The sequence below is a fragment of the Vibrio sp. RM-41-2B genome, assembly GCF_024744415.1.
GTDB classification, from domain to species: domain Bacteria; phylum Pseudomonadota; class Gammaproteobacteria; order Enterobacterales; family Vibrionaceae; genus Vibrio; species Vibrio diabolicus.
The window spans coordinates 273,029-289,765 of the sequence record NZ_JAMQWD010000003.1 but is presented as its reverse complement, the minus strand read 5'-3'; the positions used below and the strand labels follow the sequence as shown (position 1 = coordinate 289,765).

At 47.1% G+C, this 16,737-nt stretch carries 9 protein-coding genes; 5 read left to right on the top strand and 4 right to left on the bottom strand.

Going from position 1 to position 16,737, the window contains the following annotated elements:
• The first annotated feature begins 4 nt into the window (after positions 1-4).
• On the top strand, positions 5-1,060 hold the full coding sequence (gene glpQ, locus NB463_RS01425; RefSeq protein ID WP_068864588.1) for a glycerophosphodiester phosphodiesterase: 1,056 nt from the start codon (positions 5-7) through the stop codon (positions 1,058-1,060).
• A 70-nt stretch (positions 1,061-1,130) separates the two neighbouring features.
• On the opposite strand, the gene dapD is transcribed toward glpQ, so the two are convergent.
• From dapD to NB463_RS01410, 3 genes are all read right to left on the bottom strand, one after another.
• The gene (dapD, locus tag NB463_RS01420) at positions 1,131-2,162 is read right to left on the bottom strand and encodes a 2,3,4,5-tetrahydropyridine-2,6-dicarboxylate N-succinyltransferase (RefSeq protein WP_258431132.1); all 1,032 of its coding nucleotides are present in this window, start codon (positions 2,160-2,162) and stop codon (positions 1,131-1,133) included.
• A 329-nt stretch (positions 2,163-2,491) separates the two neighbouring features.
• Complete coding sequence (locus tag NB463_RS01415) at positions 2,492-2,788, bottom strand: YebG family protein (RefSeq protein WP_041852896.1); 297 nt, start codon at positions 2,786-2,788, stop codon at positions 2,492-2,494.
• Positions 2,789-2,916: 128 nt separating this feature from the next.
• Entirely contained in the window at positions 2,917-3,843 is a 927-nt protein-coding gene (locus tag NB463_RS01410; RefSeq protein ID WP_005482339.1) for a LysR substrate-binding domain-containing protein, read from the bottom strand.
• 109 nt (positions 3,844-3,952) lie between these two features.
• Between NB463_RS01410 and NB463_RS01405 the strand changes: the two genes are divergently transcribed.
• Positions 3,953-4,927, top strand: a complete 975-nt coding sequence (locus NB463_RS01405) for a TDT family transporter (RefSeq protein WP_005484954.1) — start codon at positions 3,953-3,955, stop codon at positions 4,925-4,927.
• 75 nt (positions 4,928-5,002) lie between these two features.
• Here NB463_RS01405 and NB463_RS01400 read toward each other — a convergent pair whose 3' ends face one another.
• On the bottom strand, positions 5,003-6,826 hold the full coding sequence (locus NB463_RS01400; protein WP_258431128.1) for a DUF3413 domain-containing protein: 1,824 nt from the start codon (positions 6,824-6,826) through the stop codon (positions 5,003-5,005).
• A gap of 252 nt (positions 6,827-7,078) precedes the next feature.
• Between NB463_RS01400 and recC the strand changes: the two genes are divergently transcribed.
• From recC to recD, 3 genes are all read left to right on the top strand, one after another.
• Positions 7,079-10,570 (top strand): exodeoxyribonuclease V subunit gamma, encoded by a 3,492-nt coding sequence (gene recC, locus NB463_RS01395; protein ID WP_258431127.1) that lies wholly within the window; start codon positions 7,079-7,081, stop codon positions 10,568-10,570.
• 327 nt (positions 10,571-10,897) lie between these two features.
• Positions 10,898-14,572: an exodeoxyribonuclease V subunit beta gene (recB, locus tag NB463_RS01390; RefSeq protein ID WP_258431144.1), complete on the top strand. Its 3,675-nt coding sequence runs from the start codon at positions 10,898-10,900 to the stop codon at positions 14,570-14,572.
• The gene (recD, locus tag NB463_RS01385) at positions 14,572-16,719 is read left to right on the top strand and encodes an exodeoxyribonuclease V subunit alpha (protein ID WP_145473550.1); all 2,148 of its coding nucleotides are present in this window, start codon (positions 14,572-14,574) and stop codon (positions 16,717-16,719) included. The genes recB and recD overlap by 1 nt, the downstream gene beginning before the upstream one ends.
• The last annotated feature ends 18 nt before the right edge of the window (positions 16,720-16,737 follow it).

Sequence of the window (16,737 nt, the reverse complement as noted above, 5' to 3'; positions counted from 1 at the left end):
AACAATGAAAACAAAGTCAGTATGTCTTACTTTTTTAGCACTTAGCCTCTCAGCTGGTGCGATTGCGAAACCGCTTGTAATTGCACACCGTGGCGCATCGGGTTACTTGCCTGAGCACACGCTAGAAGCCAAAGCGCTTGCTTACGCAATGAAACCTGACTACATAGAGCAAGATGTGGTAATGACGAAAGACGACCAGTTGGTCGTGTTGCATGACCATTATCTAGATCGTGTAACGGATGTTGCGGAGCGTTTTCCTGATCGTGCGCGCAAAGACGGTCGCTACTACGCGATTGATTTCACACTGGCGGAAATCAAATCGCTGCGAGTAACTGAAGGCTTTAATATCGATGACAAAGGTAATAAGGTCGCTGGTTATCCGACACGATTCCCAATGTGGAAATCGGATTTTACCGTGCCGACGTTTGCTGAAGAGATTGAGCTGATCCAAGGACTTAACAAGACGTTGGGTTACGACATCGGTATTTACCCAGAAATTAAAGCGCCTTGGTTCCATCGTCATGAAGGTAAGGACATTTCTAAAGCGGTGCTTAAAGTCTTGAAGCAGTACGGTTACGACTCGCAAGACGACAAAGTCTACTTGCAGTGTTTTGATGCGAATGAACTTCAACGCATCAACAGTGAGCTCATGCCTGCAATGGACATGGACTTAAAGCTCGTTCAGCTTATGGCTTACACGGACTGGAACGAAACTATGGTGTACAAAGGCGATACAGCAACACCATACAGTTATGACTGGATGTTCGAAGCCGACGGCATGAAGAAAGTAGCGAGTTACGCGGAAGGAATTGGACCTTGGAAGCCGATGCTGGTGGATGATAAGTCAACCAAAGACAATATCATCATCAAGCCGTTGATGAAGGCTGCAAAAGACGCTGGTTTACAAGTTCACCCATACACGTTCCGTGCCGATCCTGGACGTATTCCTGCGTACACGGACAGTTTTGAAGGCATGATGGATGTGTACTACAACCAAGTGAAAGTGGATGGTTTGTTTACTGATTTCCCAGATAAAGCAGTCAGCTTTTTAAATCAGTAATCACGCATTTTGCTGTAAGCTAAAAAATCCCCCAACAGTTTCCTGCTGGGGGATTTTTCTTAACTATTTATTAGTTGTTTTTATGCAATTCGCTGTTCAGTTCAACTGCGCTCTTGTTTGCAAGACACTCGATTTGACCTGTTACAGAGTTACGACGGAACAGTAGGTCAGAAACACCGGCAAGATCGCGTGCTTTCACTACTTCTACTTCTTGGCCAGCAGAATCTAGCATGCGCACTTTTGAACCAGCAGTTACGTATAGACCTGATTCGATAGTACAACGGTCACCCATTGGGAAGCCAAGACCTGCGTTTGCGCCTAGTAGAGAGTTTTCACCGATGGAAACCACCACTTTTCCGCCGCCAGATAGTGTACCCATGATAGATGCACCGCCACCGATGTCTGAACCGTTACCAACAACCACACCCGCAGAAATACGGCCTTCAACCATGCTCACGCCAGTAGTACCCGCGTTGAAGTTGATGAAGCCTTCGTGCATTACCGTTGTGCCTTCGCCAACGTGTGCACCAAGACGTACGCGAGAAGTATCTGCGATACGAACGCCAGTTGGAACCACGTAGTCCACCATTTTAGGGAACTTGTCTACGCAATCTACGCTTAGCGTACGGCCAGCTAGGCGAGCTTCGATTTGACGCTCAGCCAGCTCAGGTTGGTCGATTGGGCCTTCGTTAGTCCATGCGATGTTGTGTAGTAGACCGAAGATGCCATCCAGTACTGTGCCGTGTGGCTTAACTAGACGGTTAGAGATAAGTTGAAGTTTTAGGAAGCCTTCAGCAACAGATTGTGGCTGTTCATCCGTAGCTAGAATAACCAGTACAAGCGGCTGTGCTGATTCTGCAGCTTTGGTTGCGAAAGATGCGTTTGCTGCATCGCCGTTTGCTTCGAATGCTGCCGCAAGTTCTGCACTTTGTGCTGCAGAGATCTCGATAGCTTGGTTGCCTTGTTCGTAACCTGCTACTGCTGCTAGTGCGTTAACAAGCTCTTCATTTGGGTTAAGAACTGGGTTTGGAAAAAACGCTTCAATGATTTTGCCATCGCGGTTTTTAGTCGCTGTACCAAAGGCTAGAGAAAAGAAAGCCATAGTTGATCTCCATGTGTTGAGTCTTGTGTCTCGTCTGTTCACTGACAAGAAATAATTAAGTTGTCAGCCATCATAATGAGAGTGCTAGGGAGTTTAAAGAGGGGAAATAGATAAAGTCTGTAGATGGATACCTTTTGTCTTTTGGGAGATATGTTTGTCTGATGAGAAATGTGGTTGTGAGGTGATCAATTAGCAGGTGTTTGTTGAAATGAAAGAAGGCGATTTGTCGTATCTGTGCTCGAAAGAAAGGGCGATCTTTCCATGATGATGTGTGCCTTCAGATATAAAAAACGCCACATGATGCGGCGTTTCTTTAACAAATGAGAGACTTATGCAGCGTCTTCTTGCTTGTCTTCTTCTACAGATTCAAGCTTTTTTGCTTTCTTTGGTGCTGGTTTGCGTTTTGCACCCAGTGCGTAAAGCACTTCTTCTTTGTTTTGAGCGAGGTACATCGCAAGATCTTCTTGCTTACCTTCGTCTTCTAGAAGTTCACTTTTACCTAGCAGCGTGAATAGTTCATCTGCCATATCCAGCATTTTGTCGTATGCGTCAGCTTCCGCTTTAGAGGTAAAAGTCATTTTCTCTTCTCCATTGCGTTCTACCACGTACTTGACGATTACAGCCATGGTTGGTCCCCTAATTTGGTGTATTGATACTGGCTTTTTATACAGTTTTTGACCAATCAAGTCTAGCCACAAGCCTCAGAATGAGAGACACGTACAACTAACTGACTAGCATTTAAACTATCTTGGTTTCACTTTGCGGATTTATTCCCCAAAGGAAGGTTGGTTGGTCGTTCCCAATCTTGGCAAAATTCGATAAACGTTTTGAGCAATGGGCTTTGATATTTCTCTTTATGAACCAGTAACCAGAAGCGGCGTTTCATATCTAAAGGCATGTCGAGCAGTTTTACACGACCGTCACGAATAGCAGGTTCTGCAGACAAGCGTGACAAGCAGCCTAAGCCCAGCCCAGCAGATACTGAGTTGATCAACGCTTCGGTGGTATTGAGCTGAAAAGCTTCATGCCAATGTTCCAAGCGCGGTGCGACAACGCGCATAAAAAATTCGCGTGAACCAGATCCTGCCTCTCGCAATATCCATTCACTGTTTTCTAGCTCGGTTAAGTTTACTGGCCCTTCGTGCGCGGCTGGGTAATCGGGCGCGCAAATCACGCACATTTCATCTTCGCTAAACTGGGTAGACTGCAATTCAGGGTGAAGTGTTTTGCCTTCAATGAGGGCTATGTCTAACTCATAATCGGTCAGCATGTCGCAGATTTGTGCGGAGTTAGAAATGAACAGGCTTTGAGAACGATGGTTCGTTTGCTGACGAAATTCGCTAAGCAAATAGGGCGCGACTTGGTTACCAATGGTGTCGCTGGCACCAATGCGAAGTTGGCCCGATAGCGCTTGGTCACCATCGAAAATGCTCTCGATGTCCTTGGCTCGGTTGAGTAATTCGTCCGCCAGTGGCAGCAGTTTTTGACCTTCTTGGTTCAAAATCAGTCGGTTATTAACACGATCAAACAAGTGATGGCCGATCTGCTTTTCTAATTCTGAGAGTGCCATGCTCACAGCGGCTTTTGACAAAAAGAGACTATCAGAAGCTGCTGTGAGCGTTTTGTGCTGCGTGATCGTCGTAAACACTTTCAGTTGTTTAAGAGAAATGTGACTTGCCATACCCCACCGTTAAGTAATTTTGAACGTTTGTTTTAAATAATTAGATATATCGGAACGAAGTGCAAGCGTATTATACGCTCCATCAAGAGTGAGTCTGGTTGAGGTCATCATGATTCAAAGAACAAAAGCAAAAGTAATGGGAGCACCAACTCCAATGGCGGGTTTGGCTCTTGGTATTGCAAGCTTGGGCTGGAGTTGGGAGAACTTCGCCGAATTACATGGCTACGGACAGTGGATTAGTGCGGGTATCGCGAGCGTATTATTGGCTATATTGGCAACCAAGTTTTTGCTACATAATCATCTATTGAGACAAGATCTTGCTCATCCGGTTGTGGGCAGCGTGGTTCCGACATTTGCGATGGGCACTATGGTGGTATCGAACTCTCTCGGCCATTTTTACCCATTGGCTGGTGATGTGCTTTGGCTGATTGCAGTGGTTCTGCACATCGTGTTCTTGGTGAGCTTTGTTTACCATCGCGCCAAAGATTTTGAATTGCACCACATGGTTCCTAGTTGGTTTGTACCGCCAGTGGGTATCATCGTTGCGGATGTGTCTTTCTCTGGAAACCCGATGTTAGCACCAGTAGCACAAGGTGCATTGATGTTTGGGATGGTGGCGTACGCGATCATGTTGCCGATGATGATTTACCGTTTCATGTTTACCCATGAAATTCCGGATGCAGCGAAACCAACAATGGCAATCATGGCAGCGCCAGCAAGTCTATCATTGGCAGGGTACTTAACGGTCACTGCGACACCATCACCAGTGATCATCGCTATGCTATTTGGTATCGCGGTATTGATGACAGCCATCATTTACCTCGCATTCTTTAAATTGCTTAGACTGCCATTTAGCCCAGGCTATGCGGCGTTCACTTTCCCGATGGTGATCGGTGCGACGGCGCTGTTTAAAATGGCGAATTGGATGGAGTTGCAAGGATTGGCTGCGCACTATGTTCAACAAGTGCGAGGCTTAGCTGGTCTTGAGTTGATTGTGGCAACATTTGTTGTCTCTTATGTGGCTTTACAATACATCAACAACTTATTGATTCAGCCACGCTTGATGCACGCTCATCACGCTTAAATAGCAGATAGGGAAAAGCCTCTTGGTCTTACAGCCAAGAGGCTTTTTTATTTCAATCGGCGTCGATGTTGGACACTAGCCTTTTTTGTAAAATCGCGACATCTCATCCAGAGAATGACGAATGATATCGACAGGAACTTTCTGTTCTTTCTCGACTTTTAACTGGCGATTCAGTTGCTGAGAGTGCCCGCCAGGATTGACCACAAGCATCAGTTCTTTGCCGACCAATGCATAGTTGTAGTAGCTGCCAGCAATATACCAATCGCGAGGGGCAGAGCTATCAAACAAGTTATGACCAACGCTGTATGAACTCGTTGTGCCTTGAACGTCAAACAGCGTATTCATCATGGTTGGCACGACGTCAAAATGGGTCGTGCGGTAATCAATTTGCTCTGGTTGACGATTTGGTATGTACACGTAAAGAGGCACATGCACTTGTACGTCACTGTAGTTACCCGTGTGGCCCCAATAGTTCATCTTATGGTCGTTAAACTCTTCACCATGATCTGATGAAATCACCACAATGGTATTGTCTAAGTCGACGTTTTTCAGCACATCACCAATCAAGCTATCGATGTAGTACAACGAGTTCTTGTATCGATTGTGGTAAAGCGAAGCGTCAAAATCGTTGTTGAGCAAAATGTGGTCAACGCGTTCCCAGTATGGTTTGAATTTCGCAAATTCAGGTTCAGGAAACACCGTGCCGTGGGCGGCATCGTAGAACAGAAAACCAAAGTACGGTTTGTCGCTGTCCTGCTTTTGGAACTCGATGAACTTGTCTGTGATCTGCTGATCGCGCTCGACAGCTGTTTCCCCAGTTTGTTTCAAGGTCAAGTCCGACACTTTTTTGAATACCGTGCGAGAAAGTGGCGGGCTGGTGAGCGGTGCCGAGCCAAAAATGCCCATGCGGTAGCCTTTTGCTTGCAGCGTATCCATAAAAACAGGAGAGCGTTGGCTTGCGTAAAAGCTTTCCCAGTAGGTCGCTGGCAAGCTGTAAAACAGGCTGAAAATACCCGCTTGAGTTGAGTTGCCGCCGCTCATGTGTTGTGTGAAATTCACTGTCTTTTCGGCGAACTTGCTGACATTTGGCATGATTTCCGGCGTCGCATCACTGTAGCGCCACGCGTCAACCAAGATAAACAAAACATTGGGCTGTTTCTCTTTGCTTTGCACTTGAATCGGCGCAAGCGGGTAGTTGAGTGAGCTACGTTCAATGTTGGTTAACTCTACGCGGTTCTTCGATGCAATGTTCTCATCCACTAGGTCGTGTTTGTAAATAAATTTACGGGCCGTCAGCGGGTAGTAAAGTGGCCAGTTATTCGAAAACTGACTGACTTCATCGTCGTAAAGCGCGTTTTTGTACGCATGAATCATCTGTGTACTGAGCAATACAACAAACCAGACGCCGATCAAAACGAACTTAGCTCGGCTTTGTGCCAGTTTATTACTTACCCAAACGGTACAGGCGAGCCCGATCACCAGAATGGCAATTTCACTGATGAAGATTAGCCAACTCATCCAAGAAATATCGAAGACATCACCGCCACCTTCGAAAAACATACGGATTAATAGGGCGTTGATGTGAAGTTTGTATTGCTGAAAAACGAGGATATCGACTTTAAACATGATCAATAGACAGATCGCGATAGCGATCACGATGCCTTTGAATGCTCGAGTCGGTAGAAAAGAGAGCAATAAACTCAACAACATAAATGGAAGAGCGATCAAGCCCAGCCAGCCATATTGAGTCGAAACTAAATAGTAACCTTGCAACAAGGTTAGCGGTTCATTCTGATTGTTAGACAACACAAAAGGATAACAAGCGATCGACAGATACACTGCAAAGCAAGCAAAAAAAGCAATCAGCCAAGCGCTGTTGGAAGACAGTTTGCGAAACATACTTTTTGTTTGTTTATAAATTATGGGTAGAGGGAGTATAAAACAGTGTTTTTTATTATGGAATAGTTGCGACGAATGTCACATTTTGTATGGAAGTGTCATACTTGATTGACATGTGAAAATTCAGAAGATTCATACTCTATTTGAGTGATATATAACCTTTTGTTTTTTCCGAACGCGAGATCACTGCGGGTTTAAATGGGGCTGTGCTAAGCTAGCTAACAGTTTCAATCGGCGCTCGGTATTCCCAATTTGTTTACTGTTTATCACTCCAACCAAGTTGACGTTCTTAAATCACTCCTTGTCGAACTGATTCGAATCAGTCCGCTGGAAAACCCGTTCGAAAAAGAACAAATTCTGGTTCAAAGTCCGGGCATGTCCCAGTGGCTAAAAATGGAATTGGCCAAAGAGTTTGGTGTTGCCGCGAACATTGACTTTCCGCTCCCTGCAACCTTCATTTGGGAAATGTTTACGCAGGTGTTGCCAGACGTGCCCAAGCGCAGTGCGTTTAACAAAGAAGCGATGACGTGGAAGCTGATGCATCTGCTACCGGGGCTTCTCAACCAAGACGTGTTTTCGCCGTTAGCGCAGTACCTCAAAGATGACAGTGACCACTCTAAGCTGTACCAGCTGGCTGAGAAAATTGCCGATATTTTCGATGGTTACTTGGTGTATCGTCCGGAATGGATCGCAAGTTGGGAAGCTGGGCTGGGTGTGCCAGAGCTGGAAGATGAGCATCCGTGGCAGCCGATCCTATGGCAAGCGTTGTACGATCACACTGTGTCATTAGGGCAGTCTCCATATCACCGTGCCAACCTTTATGAGCATTTTATCGACACGTTAGCGAGTTTTAACGGCAATTTTGACCATTTACCCAAGCGTTTGTTTGTTTTTGGCATTTCTTCGTTGCCGCCTCGCTATATGGATGCGCTAAAAGCAATTGGTGAACACATCGACGTGCATCTGATGTTCACCAACCCTTGTCGTTATTACTGGGGTGAAGTTCGAGATCGCAAATATCTGGCTCGTTTGGCGGCGAAACATCGTCAGCATGTTGTGTGGCAGGACGATCACTCGGAAGTGCAAGGTGAAACTGAGCAACTGAAAGGATCACTGGAAGATAATGTGATCGATGAGCTGCACACCGATGTGGTCGGAAACAGTCTGTTGGCATCCATGGGTAAACTCGGGCGCGACAATATGTATCTGTTGTCTCAGCTGGAATCTCATGAAATTGAAGCCTTTGTTGATGTTGAGCGCGACAGTCTGCTCCATCAATTGCAAGCGGATATTCTCAATCTTGAAGAACATCAAGATGACCAACAGATTGAAAACAGTCATCACAAACAAGTGGTTAGCTTGGGTGATAAATCACTGAGCCTACACGCTTGTCACAGCCCGATGCGTGAAGTGGAAGTGCTGCATGATCAACTGTTGGCGATGTTCGATGCTGACCCAACGTTAAAACCGCGCGATATTATCGTGATGGTCGCGGACATCAACGCTTACAGCCCTGCGATTCAGGCGGTCTTTGGTAACGCGCCGGGTGAGCGTTTTATTCCATATTCGATTTCTGACCGAACTGCCGATCAAGAGAGCCCAATTCTGGCTGCATTTATGCAGTTGGTGAACTTACCCAATACGCGCTGTTTGGCATCAGAACTACTCGAACTTCTGGAAACTCCAGCGATATTAAAGCGTTTTGAACTCAGCGAAGATGATTTCTTACAAGCCAAACAATGGGTTGAGGAATCGGGAATTCGCTGGGGGTTGGATGCCAATACCGGACGCGAATTTGAACTGCCGGAAACCCGTCAAAACACATGGCAATTTGGTATTCAACGAATGTTGCTTGGCTACGCGATGCCAGAATCCGCAGGTTTGTTTGAAACCGAGCAAGGCAGTTTGTCTCCGTACAACGAAGTGCAAGGCATGGGCGCAGAGCTGGCGGGCAAGTTGGCACACTTTATCCAACAAATTAGCACTTATCGAAGCAAACTTTCTCATGTTCAAACTATCGATGGTTGGCGAGAGACTTTGGTTTCACTGCTGGATGACTTCTTCTCAGTTGAGTTAGAAGGCGAAATGGCGCTCAAATCCATTCGCGATACGCTCAGCCAACTCAAAGAGCAATTAGCTGATGCCGCATTTGATGATGCGTTATCGCCGTCGATCATCAGCCAATACCTTCAAAACAAATTATCTGGCACACGAGTCAGCCAGCGCTTCCTTGCTGGTCAAGTGAACTTTTGTACCCTGATGCCGATGCGCTCTATTCCGTTTAGAACCGTTTGTCTACTGGGGATGAATGACGGCGTGTACCCACGCTCCATGCCGCCAGAAGGCTTTGACTTGATGACAGGAAGAACCAAACCGGGCGACCGTTCGCGCCGAGATGATGACCGTTACCTATTCCTCGAAGCGATGTTGTCTGCACAGCAAACGCTGTACATCAGTTATGTTGGCCGTTCAATCCAAGACAACACCGAGCGAGTGCCCTCGGTATTGGTTTCTGAGCTGATGGAATACTGCCACCAAAACTATTGTTTAAGTGGTGATGAAGCGTTGCCCGTTGATGAGTCTGGCGACAACTTGTTAAACGCGTTGGTGAATACCCACGCCATGGTGCCGTTTAGCCCAAGTGCGTTCCAAGGCATGCACGCCAGCTACGCGAAAGAATGGATTCCAGCGGCATTGACTCAAAGTAGTCAATCGCAAGGCTATGTTCGTCGTGATTTTAACCGTGCATTAGACGACTATCTGTTAGGAGCGACGTTCCCACTTGAGCTCGACTTAGTCGAGTTGCAACGTTTCTGGCGCTTACCGGTGCAGTATTTTTTCAATCGTCGCTTAAAAGTAATCTTTGAGCCGCCACTGCCGGTGATGGAAGACGACGAACCCTTTGTTTTAGGTGGTTTGGAAAGCTATCAAATGCGTGATGAGCTGTTAGAAACCTTGCTTGAAACGACATTGATGCAGCCAGAGAAAAAAACAGAGGTGCTTAAACACTTTATGAGTCAACAGCGCGCGCAAGGCAAACTGCCGGTGGGGGCGTTTGGTGATATCGAGTTTGAAACCAACCGAGTTCAGGCGGAAGAGCTGGTGGACAAACTGGCGTTTTTATCTGGTGCGCCTCAAGACGATTTGGAAATCGACCTGACGTTTGATTCCTTGTTTGAGCGAAATGAAGGCGAAGAGAAAAACGTTCGCCTAACAGGTTGGCTAACCCAGTGTTACCAATCTGGGTTGATTCGTTACCGAAGCGGTAAGATTCGCTCGCAGGATTACCTTGCAGCGTGGACCGATCACCTTGCCATGTCGGCGTCGGGTCATGCTAAGAAAACCCACATCATTGGTTACGATCGTAAAGAAGGTGCGATGCATTTGATCTACCCAGAAATTGCCGATGCGCAGTATGCCAAACAGTTACTGACTGAATTAGTTCGCTTGTTCTTCGAGGGTATGACTAAGCCTTTGCCTTATTTCCCGAAAACGGCGTTGGCTTGTGTTGAAGCGGGCTTTAGCCGCGGTCAGTGGGTAGATGACGAAGAGAAATCTTTGAAGAAAATGGCTGACGCATTCAATGATGGCTTCATGAGCCCGGGCGAAGGCAATAATGCGTACATCTCTCGAATTTGGCCTGCTTGGAATGATGAGTTGGCCTCAGAGGTTCGCTTGCTGACAGCATTAGTTCTGCAAGGTGCGCGCTTAGCGGTTCAAGACGCCGATGATGTAAAAGCGTAATAAAGACAGTTGGATAAAGATAAGGAAGAGTAGGGTGGCCGCCAGAAAATCATTATTTTTTGTAGGGCGTTCGCTGTACGGCCACAAGGTCAGAGGGACCATGATACTTTTGTTTAATTCATTTGAGTTGTGCCGCCAAAAGGGTTTGGCGTATCTCGTGGGGCGCATACTAACGGTACGTCTTATGGATAACCGTGAGAAAGATCTCACAAAGCTCTAAATTATCCAACTTGTTAAACATATTAATAGAATTTTTAACTATAGATCACATTTATTAGGTGATACGTCCTAGTAAATAATCCGGAGAGATTCAGCGTTATGGATCAAATGTCAGGTGCAGAGTGTCCTCTACATACGTTAGACCGCACAGAGCAACCTCAACCAACGCCACTAGAACCGATGACGTTTCCTCTGCATGGTGCGAGGTTAATCGAGGCATCAGCAGGTACAGGTAAAACCTTCACTATTGCAGGTTTATATCTGCGCCTTTTGCTTGGTCATGGTAGTGCGGAAACTCGACATCGCGTACCGCTTACGGTCGACCAAATTCTGGTCGTAACCTTTACCGAAGCGGCAACTGCGGAATTGCGCGATCGTATCAGGGCAAGAATACATGATGCGCGAATCGCGTTTGCGCGTGGACAGAGTTCCGATCCGGTGATCCAACCTTTGCTTAATGAGTTTGACGATCACAAGCAAGCCGCAGAAATTTTATTGCAGGCAGAACGTCAGATGGACGAGGCGGCGGTCTACACCATTCACGGTTTTTGCCAACGCATGCTAACGCAAAATGCGTTTGAATCTGGCAGCCGATTTAATAACGAGTTTGTGACCGATGAAAGTCACCTAAAATCGCAAGTTGTAGCCGATTACTGGCGTCGCAATTTCTACCCGTTGCCATTTACCTTGGCTGGAGAAATTCGCCAGCTATGGAGCTCTCCATCTGCGTTGTTGTCTGACATCAGCAATTACTTAACCGGTGCGCCGTTAAGCCTTTCTGTTCCTGCAATGAAAGGCAGTTTGGCTGATCTTCATACTGAAAATTTGAAAAAAATTGATGAATTAAAAGCACAGTGGCGAGAAAGCCAAGATGACTTCTTAACGCTGATTTCAGATTCAGATATTAACAAACGTAGCTACACCAAAAAGTCTCTGCCGACGTGGTTGGAGGCGGTGAATGCTTGGGCGGCAACGGAAACTACTGGTTACGATTATCCAGACAAGCTGGAAAAATTCGCGCAGAACGTCTTGTTGGAAAAAACACCGAAAGGCAGTGCGCCGCAGCACGCGGTATTTGAAGCCATTGAAACATTTCTTGCTAACCCAATCAGCTTAAAAGCACCACTGCTTGCTCATGCAATTGAACATTGTCGTGTGATGCTGGCCAACGCGAAAAATCAAAAACAGTGGCTCTCTTTCGATGATTTGCTGACGCAACTTTCTGCTTCTATCGATACGGACGAAAGCGAGCTTTTAGCTGCGCGTATTCGTACTTTGTATCCTGTCGCAATGATTGACGAGTTCCAAGATACCGACCCGCTTCAATACAGTATTTTCAGTCGTATTTATCTGAACAACCCGGAATGTGGTTTGTTTATGATCGGTGACCCGAAGCAGGCGATTTATGGCTTTCGTGGCGCAGACATTTTCACTTACATCAAAGCGCGTAACCAAGTAAGTGCCCACTACACGTTAGGAACCAACTGGCGTTCAAGTGCCGATATGGTGCAGGCGGTGAACCAAGTGTTTGCCTTGCCTGATAGTCCATTTATCTATGATTCGGATATTCCCTTCTTACCCGTTAAGTACAGTCCTAATGCCGAAAAACGCATTTGGACTATGGGTGGCCAAAAGCAACCCGCGCTGACTTATTGGTTGCAAGAAGCGGACGATAAACCGCTACCAAAAGGCGAGTATTTGACTCGAATGGCAGAGGCGACCGCAAGCCAAATCCAAACTATTTTGACGCAGGCTCAACAGGGGCAAGCGTGTCTGGTGAATGGCGAAAAACAGAAAGCGGTTCAAGCGGGCAATATCGCGGTGTTGGTTCGAACAGGTAGTGAAGGTCGAATGATCAAACAAGCGCTAGCAGAGCAAGGTATTGCCAGCGTGTACCTGTCTAACCGAGACAGTGTGTTTACCAGTTCAGTGGCGCAGGATTTACAGCGTTTGCTGCAAGCGGTGCTGACGCCAGAAAATGACCGTGCGCTGCGTGCAAGTCTTGCCTCTGAGCTGTTTGCCCTCGACGCAGCAAGTTTGGATGCGCTTAATAACGATGAAGTGGTGTGGGAAAACGCCGTAAACGAATTCAAAGAATATCGCAAACTTTGGGTTCAACGTGGTGTGCTGCCGATGTTGCGCGCGGTGATCAGCAAACGCCATATTGCCGAGCGATTACTAGAAGAAGGCGCGAGTTCACAGGGTGAGAATGGTGAGCGAGTACTTACCGATTTAATGCACATTGGTGAACTGCTTCAACAAGCCAGTAATGAACTGGATAGCGACCACGGTCTGCTGCGTTGGCTCGCTCAGTCTATCAGTGATGCGGAAAACGGTTTGGGTGGCAGTGATGACCAAATCCAACGTTTAGAATCGGAACGTAACTTAGTGCAGATCGTAACTATTCACAAATCAAAAGGCTTGGAGTATGACCTCGTATTTCTGCCGTTTGTGTTCAGCTATCGAGAAGCCAGTGAAGCCAAATATTACGATGCAGCCAATGACCGCACGGTACTGGATATCACTGGCAACGATGCGTCCATGAAGCAAGCGGATAAAGAGCGTTTGGCGGAAGACTTACGCTTGATATACGTGGCGTTAACGCGTGCTGTGTATGCGTGTTTTATCGGTGCCTCGCCTTTGCGCAATGGTCGTTCGACCAAAGAGCCAACCGGCGTACACCGCAGTGCAATTGGCTATTTGATTCAAAATGGTCAAGAAGGTGGCATCAACGATTTGTACCAAGGTTTAACAAAGCAACAAGACGAGCTTGATTGTGTCGTTGTGGCCGATCCGCCGCAGCAACTCGAAGAGAAGTACGTATCGCCACAAGAAGAAATACACGATCTTAGCGCGAAAGAGCTGCAAAACCCTATCGATAGAAACTGGCGCATCACCAGTTATTCTGGCTTGGTCAAGCAAGGCTCTCATCACGCCGAGCATGATGCCACGATTGAGATTACGGGTTTTGATATCGACTCATCTGAAGAACAAGACGAAGCGGATTTGGTGGAGCCAGAGCGTTCTATTTTTACCTTCCCTCGTGGTGCGCGTCCGGGTACGTTCCTGCACAGCCTGTTTGAGGAAATTGAATTTACTCAGCCAGCCACGACGGAAGAGAATACACAAATCATCCTTGGCTTGATGGAAAGCGAACAGCTCGATGAAGAGTGGTTGCCCATTTTACAGCAATTGATTGATACCGTACTCGCAACGCCGTTGGATGGTAAGTCTTTGCTGCTGAATCAAAAAGTACCGTCGCAACGTTTGGTGGAGATGGAATTTTTGTTGCCGATTGAAGTGTTGTCTGCACCGGCGTTAAACCGAGTCATTCAGCGTCACGATCCGTTGTCCGCGAAAGCGGGGGATTTAGGTTTCCAAACCGTGCAAGGCATGCTCAAAGGTTTTATCGACTTGGTGTTTGAACATCAAGGTAAATACTACGTGCTTGACTGGAAATCGAATCATCTTGGCGACGATGTGACGCACTACCATGGTGAGGCTCTGAAATCGGCGATGGCGGATCATCGCTACGATTTGCAGTATCAGATTTATGCGTTAGCACTGCATCGTTTCCTACGCAGCCGATTGGCGAATTATCAATACGAGCAGCACTTCGGTGGTGTGTATTACTTGTTCTTGCGCGGCATGGATGGGCAGAGTGACCACGGCATTTTTGCCGCGAAACCAACCTTAGAGTTCTTACAAGAGATGGATCGTTTGATTGATGGTCAAGCACTTGAAACGCGCTCAACTCAAGCCGGGCAGATGGAGCTACTTTAATGACGACAAATCACAATCTTCATTCTGGCCAAGATAGTTTATTGGTAGTGCTGGAACGCTTGGCGCACAAAGGTGCTATTCGTCAGCTCGACTACCAATTCGCCTGTTTTATTCATTCTCAAACGCATGATGAATCGTCGGACAGCCAAGCACTGGCGTTTATCGCTGGTGTTGTCAGTAGTGAGCTTGGCAAAGGACATATCTGTCTGTCTCTGTTCGATGCGCAAGGGCAATCTGCGGATTTAGCCAGTAAGTTAGGGCTGTTTGGTGAGTCGGCATTGGCGCTCAATACACAGTTGCAAGGCATAGACTGGATTCAAGTATTACAAAATTCCAGCGTGGTCGGCGCGCAAGGAGAAGCCTTACCGCTGATGTTCGATGGCGAGCGTCTGTATCTGCACCGCTATTGGCATTATGAAGTGACACTGGCGGAAAAGCTTAACCAGTTGGGCGCCGCAGTTAACTTGCAAGCGCAAGAGTTTTCGCGATTATCCGAGTTGCTCAACCATTTGTTTGCACGCCAATACTATTTTCTGTTTAACGCGTTAGGCAAAGCAGTAGAAGCGGGAAACAGCAACCAAGTGTTGCGTCAACAATTGGTGTGTGACCACCTTGATGTGGTCGCAAGCGAATCGTTGGATTGGCCTGCGATTGATTCCGTGCTTAGCAATGCGCGCAAGGTTCAAGATTTGCAAACACTGGATGAACTCGTACCACTCTCAGCTTGTGTGAACTGGCAAAAAGTCGCGGCGGCGGTTGCGTTAACTCGTCGATTTGCTGTGATTTCTGGTGGTCCAGGCACGGGTAAAACGACGACAGTAACCAAATTGCTTGCCGCTTTGATTGAACAGGCGACGCACGAGAAAAACCTAACCATCAAGCTGGTGGCCCCGACGGGGAAAGCGGCGGCGCGATTAACCGAGTCCATTGGTAAAGCGGTGCAAGAGCTGCCAGTTTCTCCGGAGCTAAAAGCCAAAATTCCGACTGAATCAAGCACCTTACATCGGTTGCTGGGCGCGATTCCTAATAGCGCAGAATTTCGTCACAACAAGCAAAATCCACTGCATTTGGATATTTTAGTTATCGACGAAGCGTCGATGGTCGATTTGCCAATGATGTACAAAGTGGTCGATGCCTTACCGAAACATGCGCGGCTGATTTTGCTAGGTGATAAAGACCAACTTGCTTCAGTTGAAGCTGGGGCTGTGTTGGGTGATATCTGTTCGTTCCATGCGTTGGGTTATGGCAAAGAGCAGGCGTCAGCCATCGCAAAACTGACGGGTTTCGATACTTTAGCGCATACGGGTAACAGTGCATCTAGCATTGCCGATAGTTTATGTATGCTGCAAAAGAGCTACCGATTTGATGCTCGCTCAGGCATTGGTCAGTTGGCAAAAGCGGTTAACTCCGGTTCTGCTGCGAGCGTAGATAACGTCTGGGCGCGTGACTTTTCTGACATCGAACATTTCGCGCTAAGTAGTCAACATTACAACCAAATGATGCAGACGTTGGTGCAGGAATACGGTCGTTACCTCAAACGCATTGGACAACAGGAAACTGATCCTAAAACCGGAGAGCCAGAGTCGCTAACGCACAAAGCCAAAGCGGTGTTAGATACCTTCAACCAATGCCGACTGCTGTGCGCGATCCGTGAAGGTGACTTTGGTGTTGCTGGGCTAAACCAGCGCATCGAGAAAGCGCTCGCGGCGCGCAAGTTCATTCAAGTTCAGGATGAAATTTGGTATCACGGCAGACCTGTCATGGTTACGCGTAATGATCATGGTCTAGGTTTGTATAACGGTGATATCGGTATTTGCATGCTCGATGACAGTGAAGAAGAACCGCGTTTGAAAGTCTTTTTCGAGTTACCTGACGGCAGTGTGAAATCGGTCTTGCCAAGCCGAGTGCCTGAACATGAAACGGCTTACGCCATGACCATCCATAAATCGCAAGGCAGTGAATTTGATTACACCCTGATGATTTTGCCACCAGACTTTAGCCCGATATTAACTCGTGAGTTGATTTACACAGGCATTACCCGCGCGAAAAAGCGTTTAGCTCTTTACGCCGAACTCAACGTTCTGAAGCGAGGCATTAAAGTGAAAACGGCTCGCGCGAGTGGATTAGTACAGCGGCTTACCAACTAAAACAAGAAGACCGAGCTT

Coding starts and splice junctions, on each gene's coding strand:
- glpQ (WP_068864588.1), top strand. CDS start 5: ATGAAAACAAAGTCAGTATGTCTTACTTTTTTAGCACTTAGCCTCTCA.
- dapD (WP_258431132.1), bottom strand. CDS start 2,162: ATGGCTTTCTTTTCTCTAGCCTTTGGTACAGCGACTAAAAACCGCGAT.
- NB463_RS01415 (WP_041852896.1), bottom strand. CDS start 2,788: ATGGCTGTAATCGTCAAGTACGTGGTAGAACGCAATGGAGAAGAGAAA.
- NB463_RS01410 (WP_005482339.1), bottom strand. CDS start 3,843: ATGGCAAGTCACATTTCTCTTAAACAACTGAAAGTGTTTACGACGATC.
- NB463_RS01405 (WP_005484954.1), top strand. CDS start 3,953: ATGATTCAAAGAACAAAAGCAAAAGTAATGGGAGCACCAACTCCAATG.
- NB463_RS01400 (WP_258431128.1), bottom strand. CDS start 6,826: ATGTTTCGCAAACTGTCTTCCAACAGCGCTTGGCTGATTGCTTTTTTT.
- recB (WP_258431144.1), top strand. CDS start 10,898: ATGTCAGGTGCAGAGTGTCCTCTACATACGTTAGACCGCACAGAGCAA.
- recD (WP_145473550.1), top strand. CDS start 14,572: ATGACGACAAATCACAATCTTCATTCTGGCCAAGATAGTTTATTGGTA.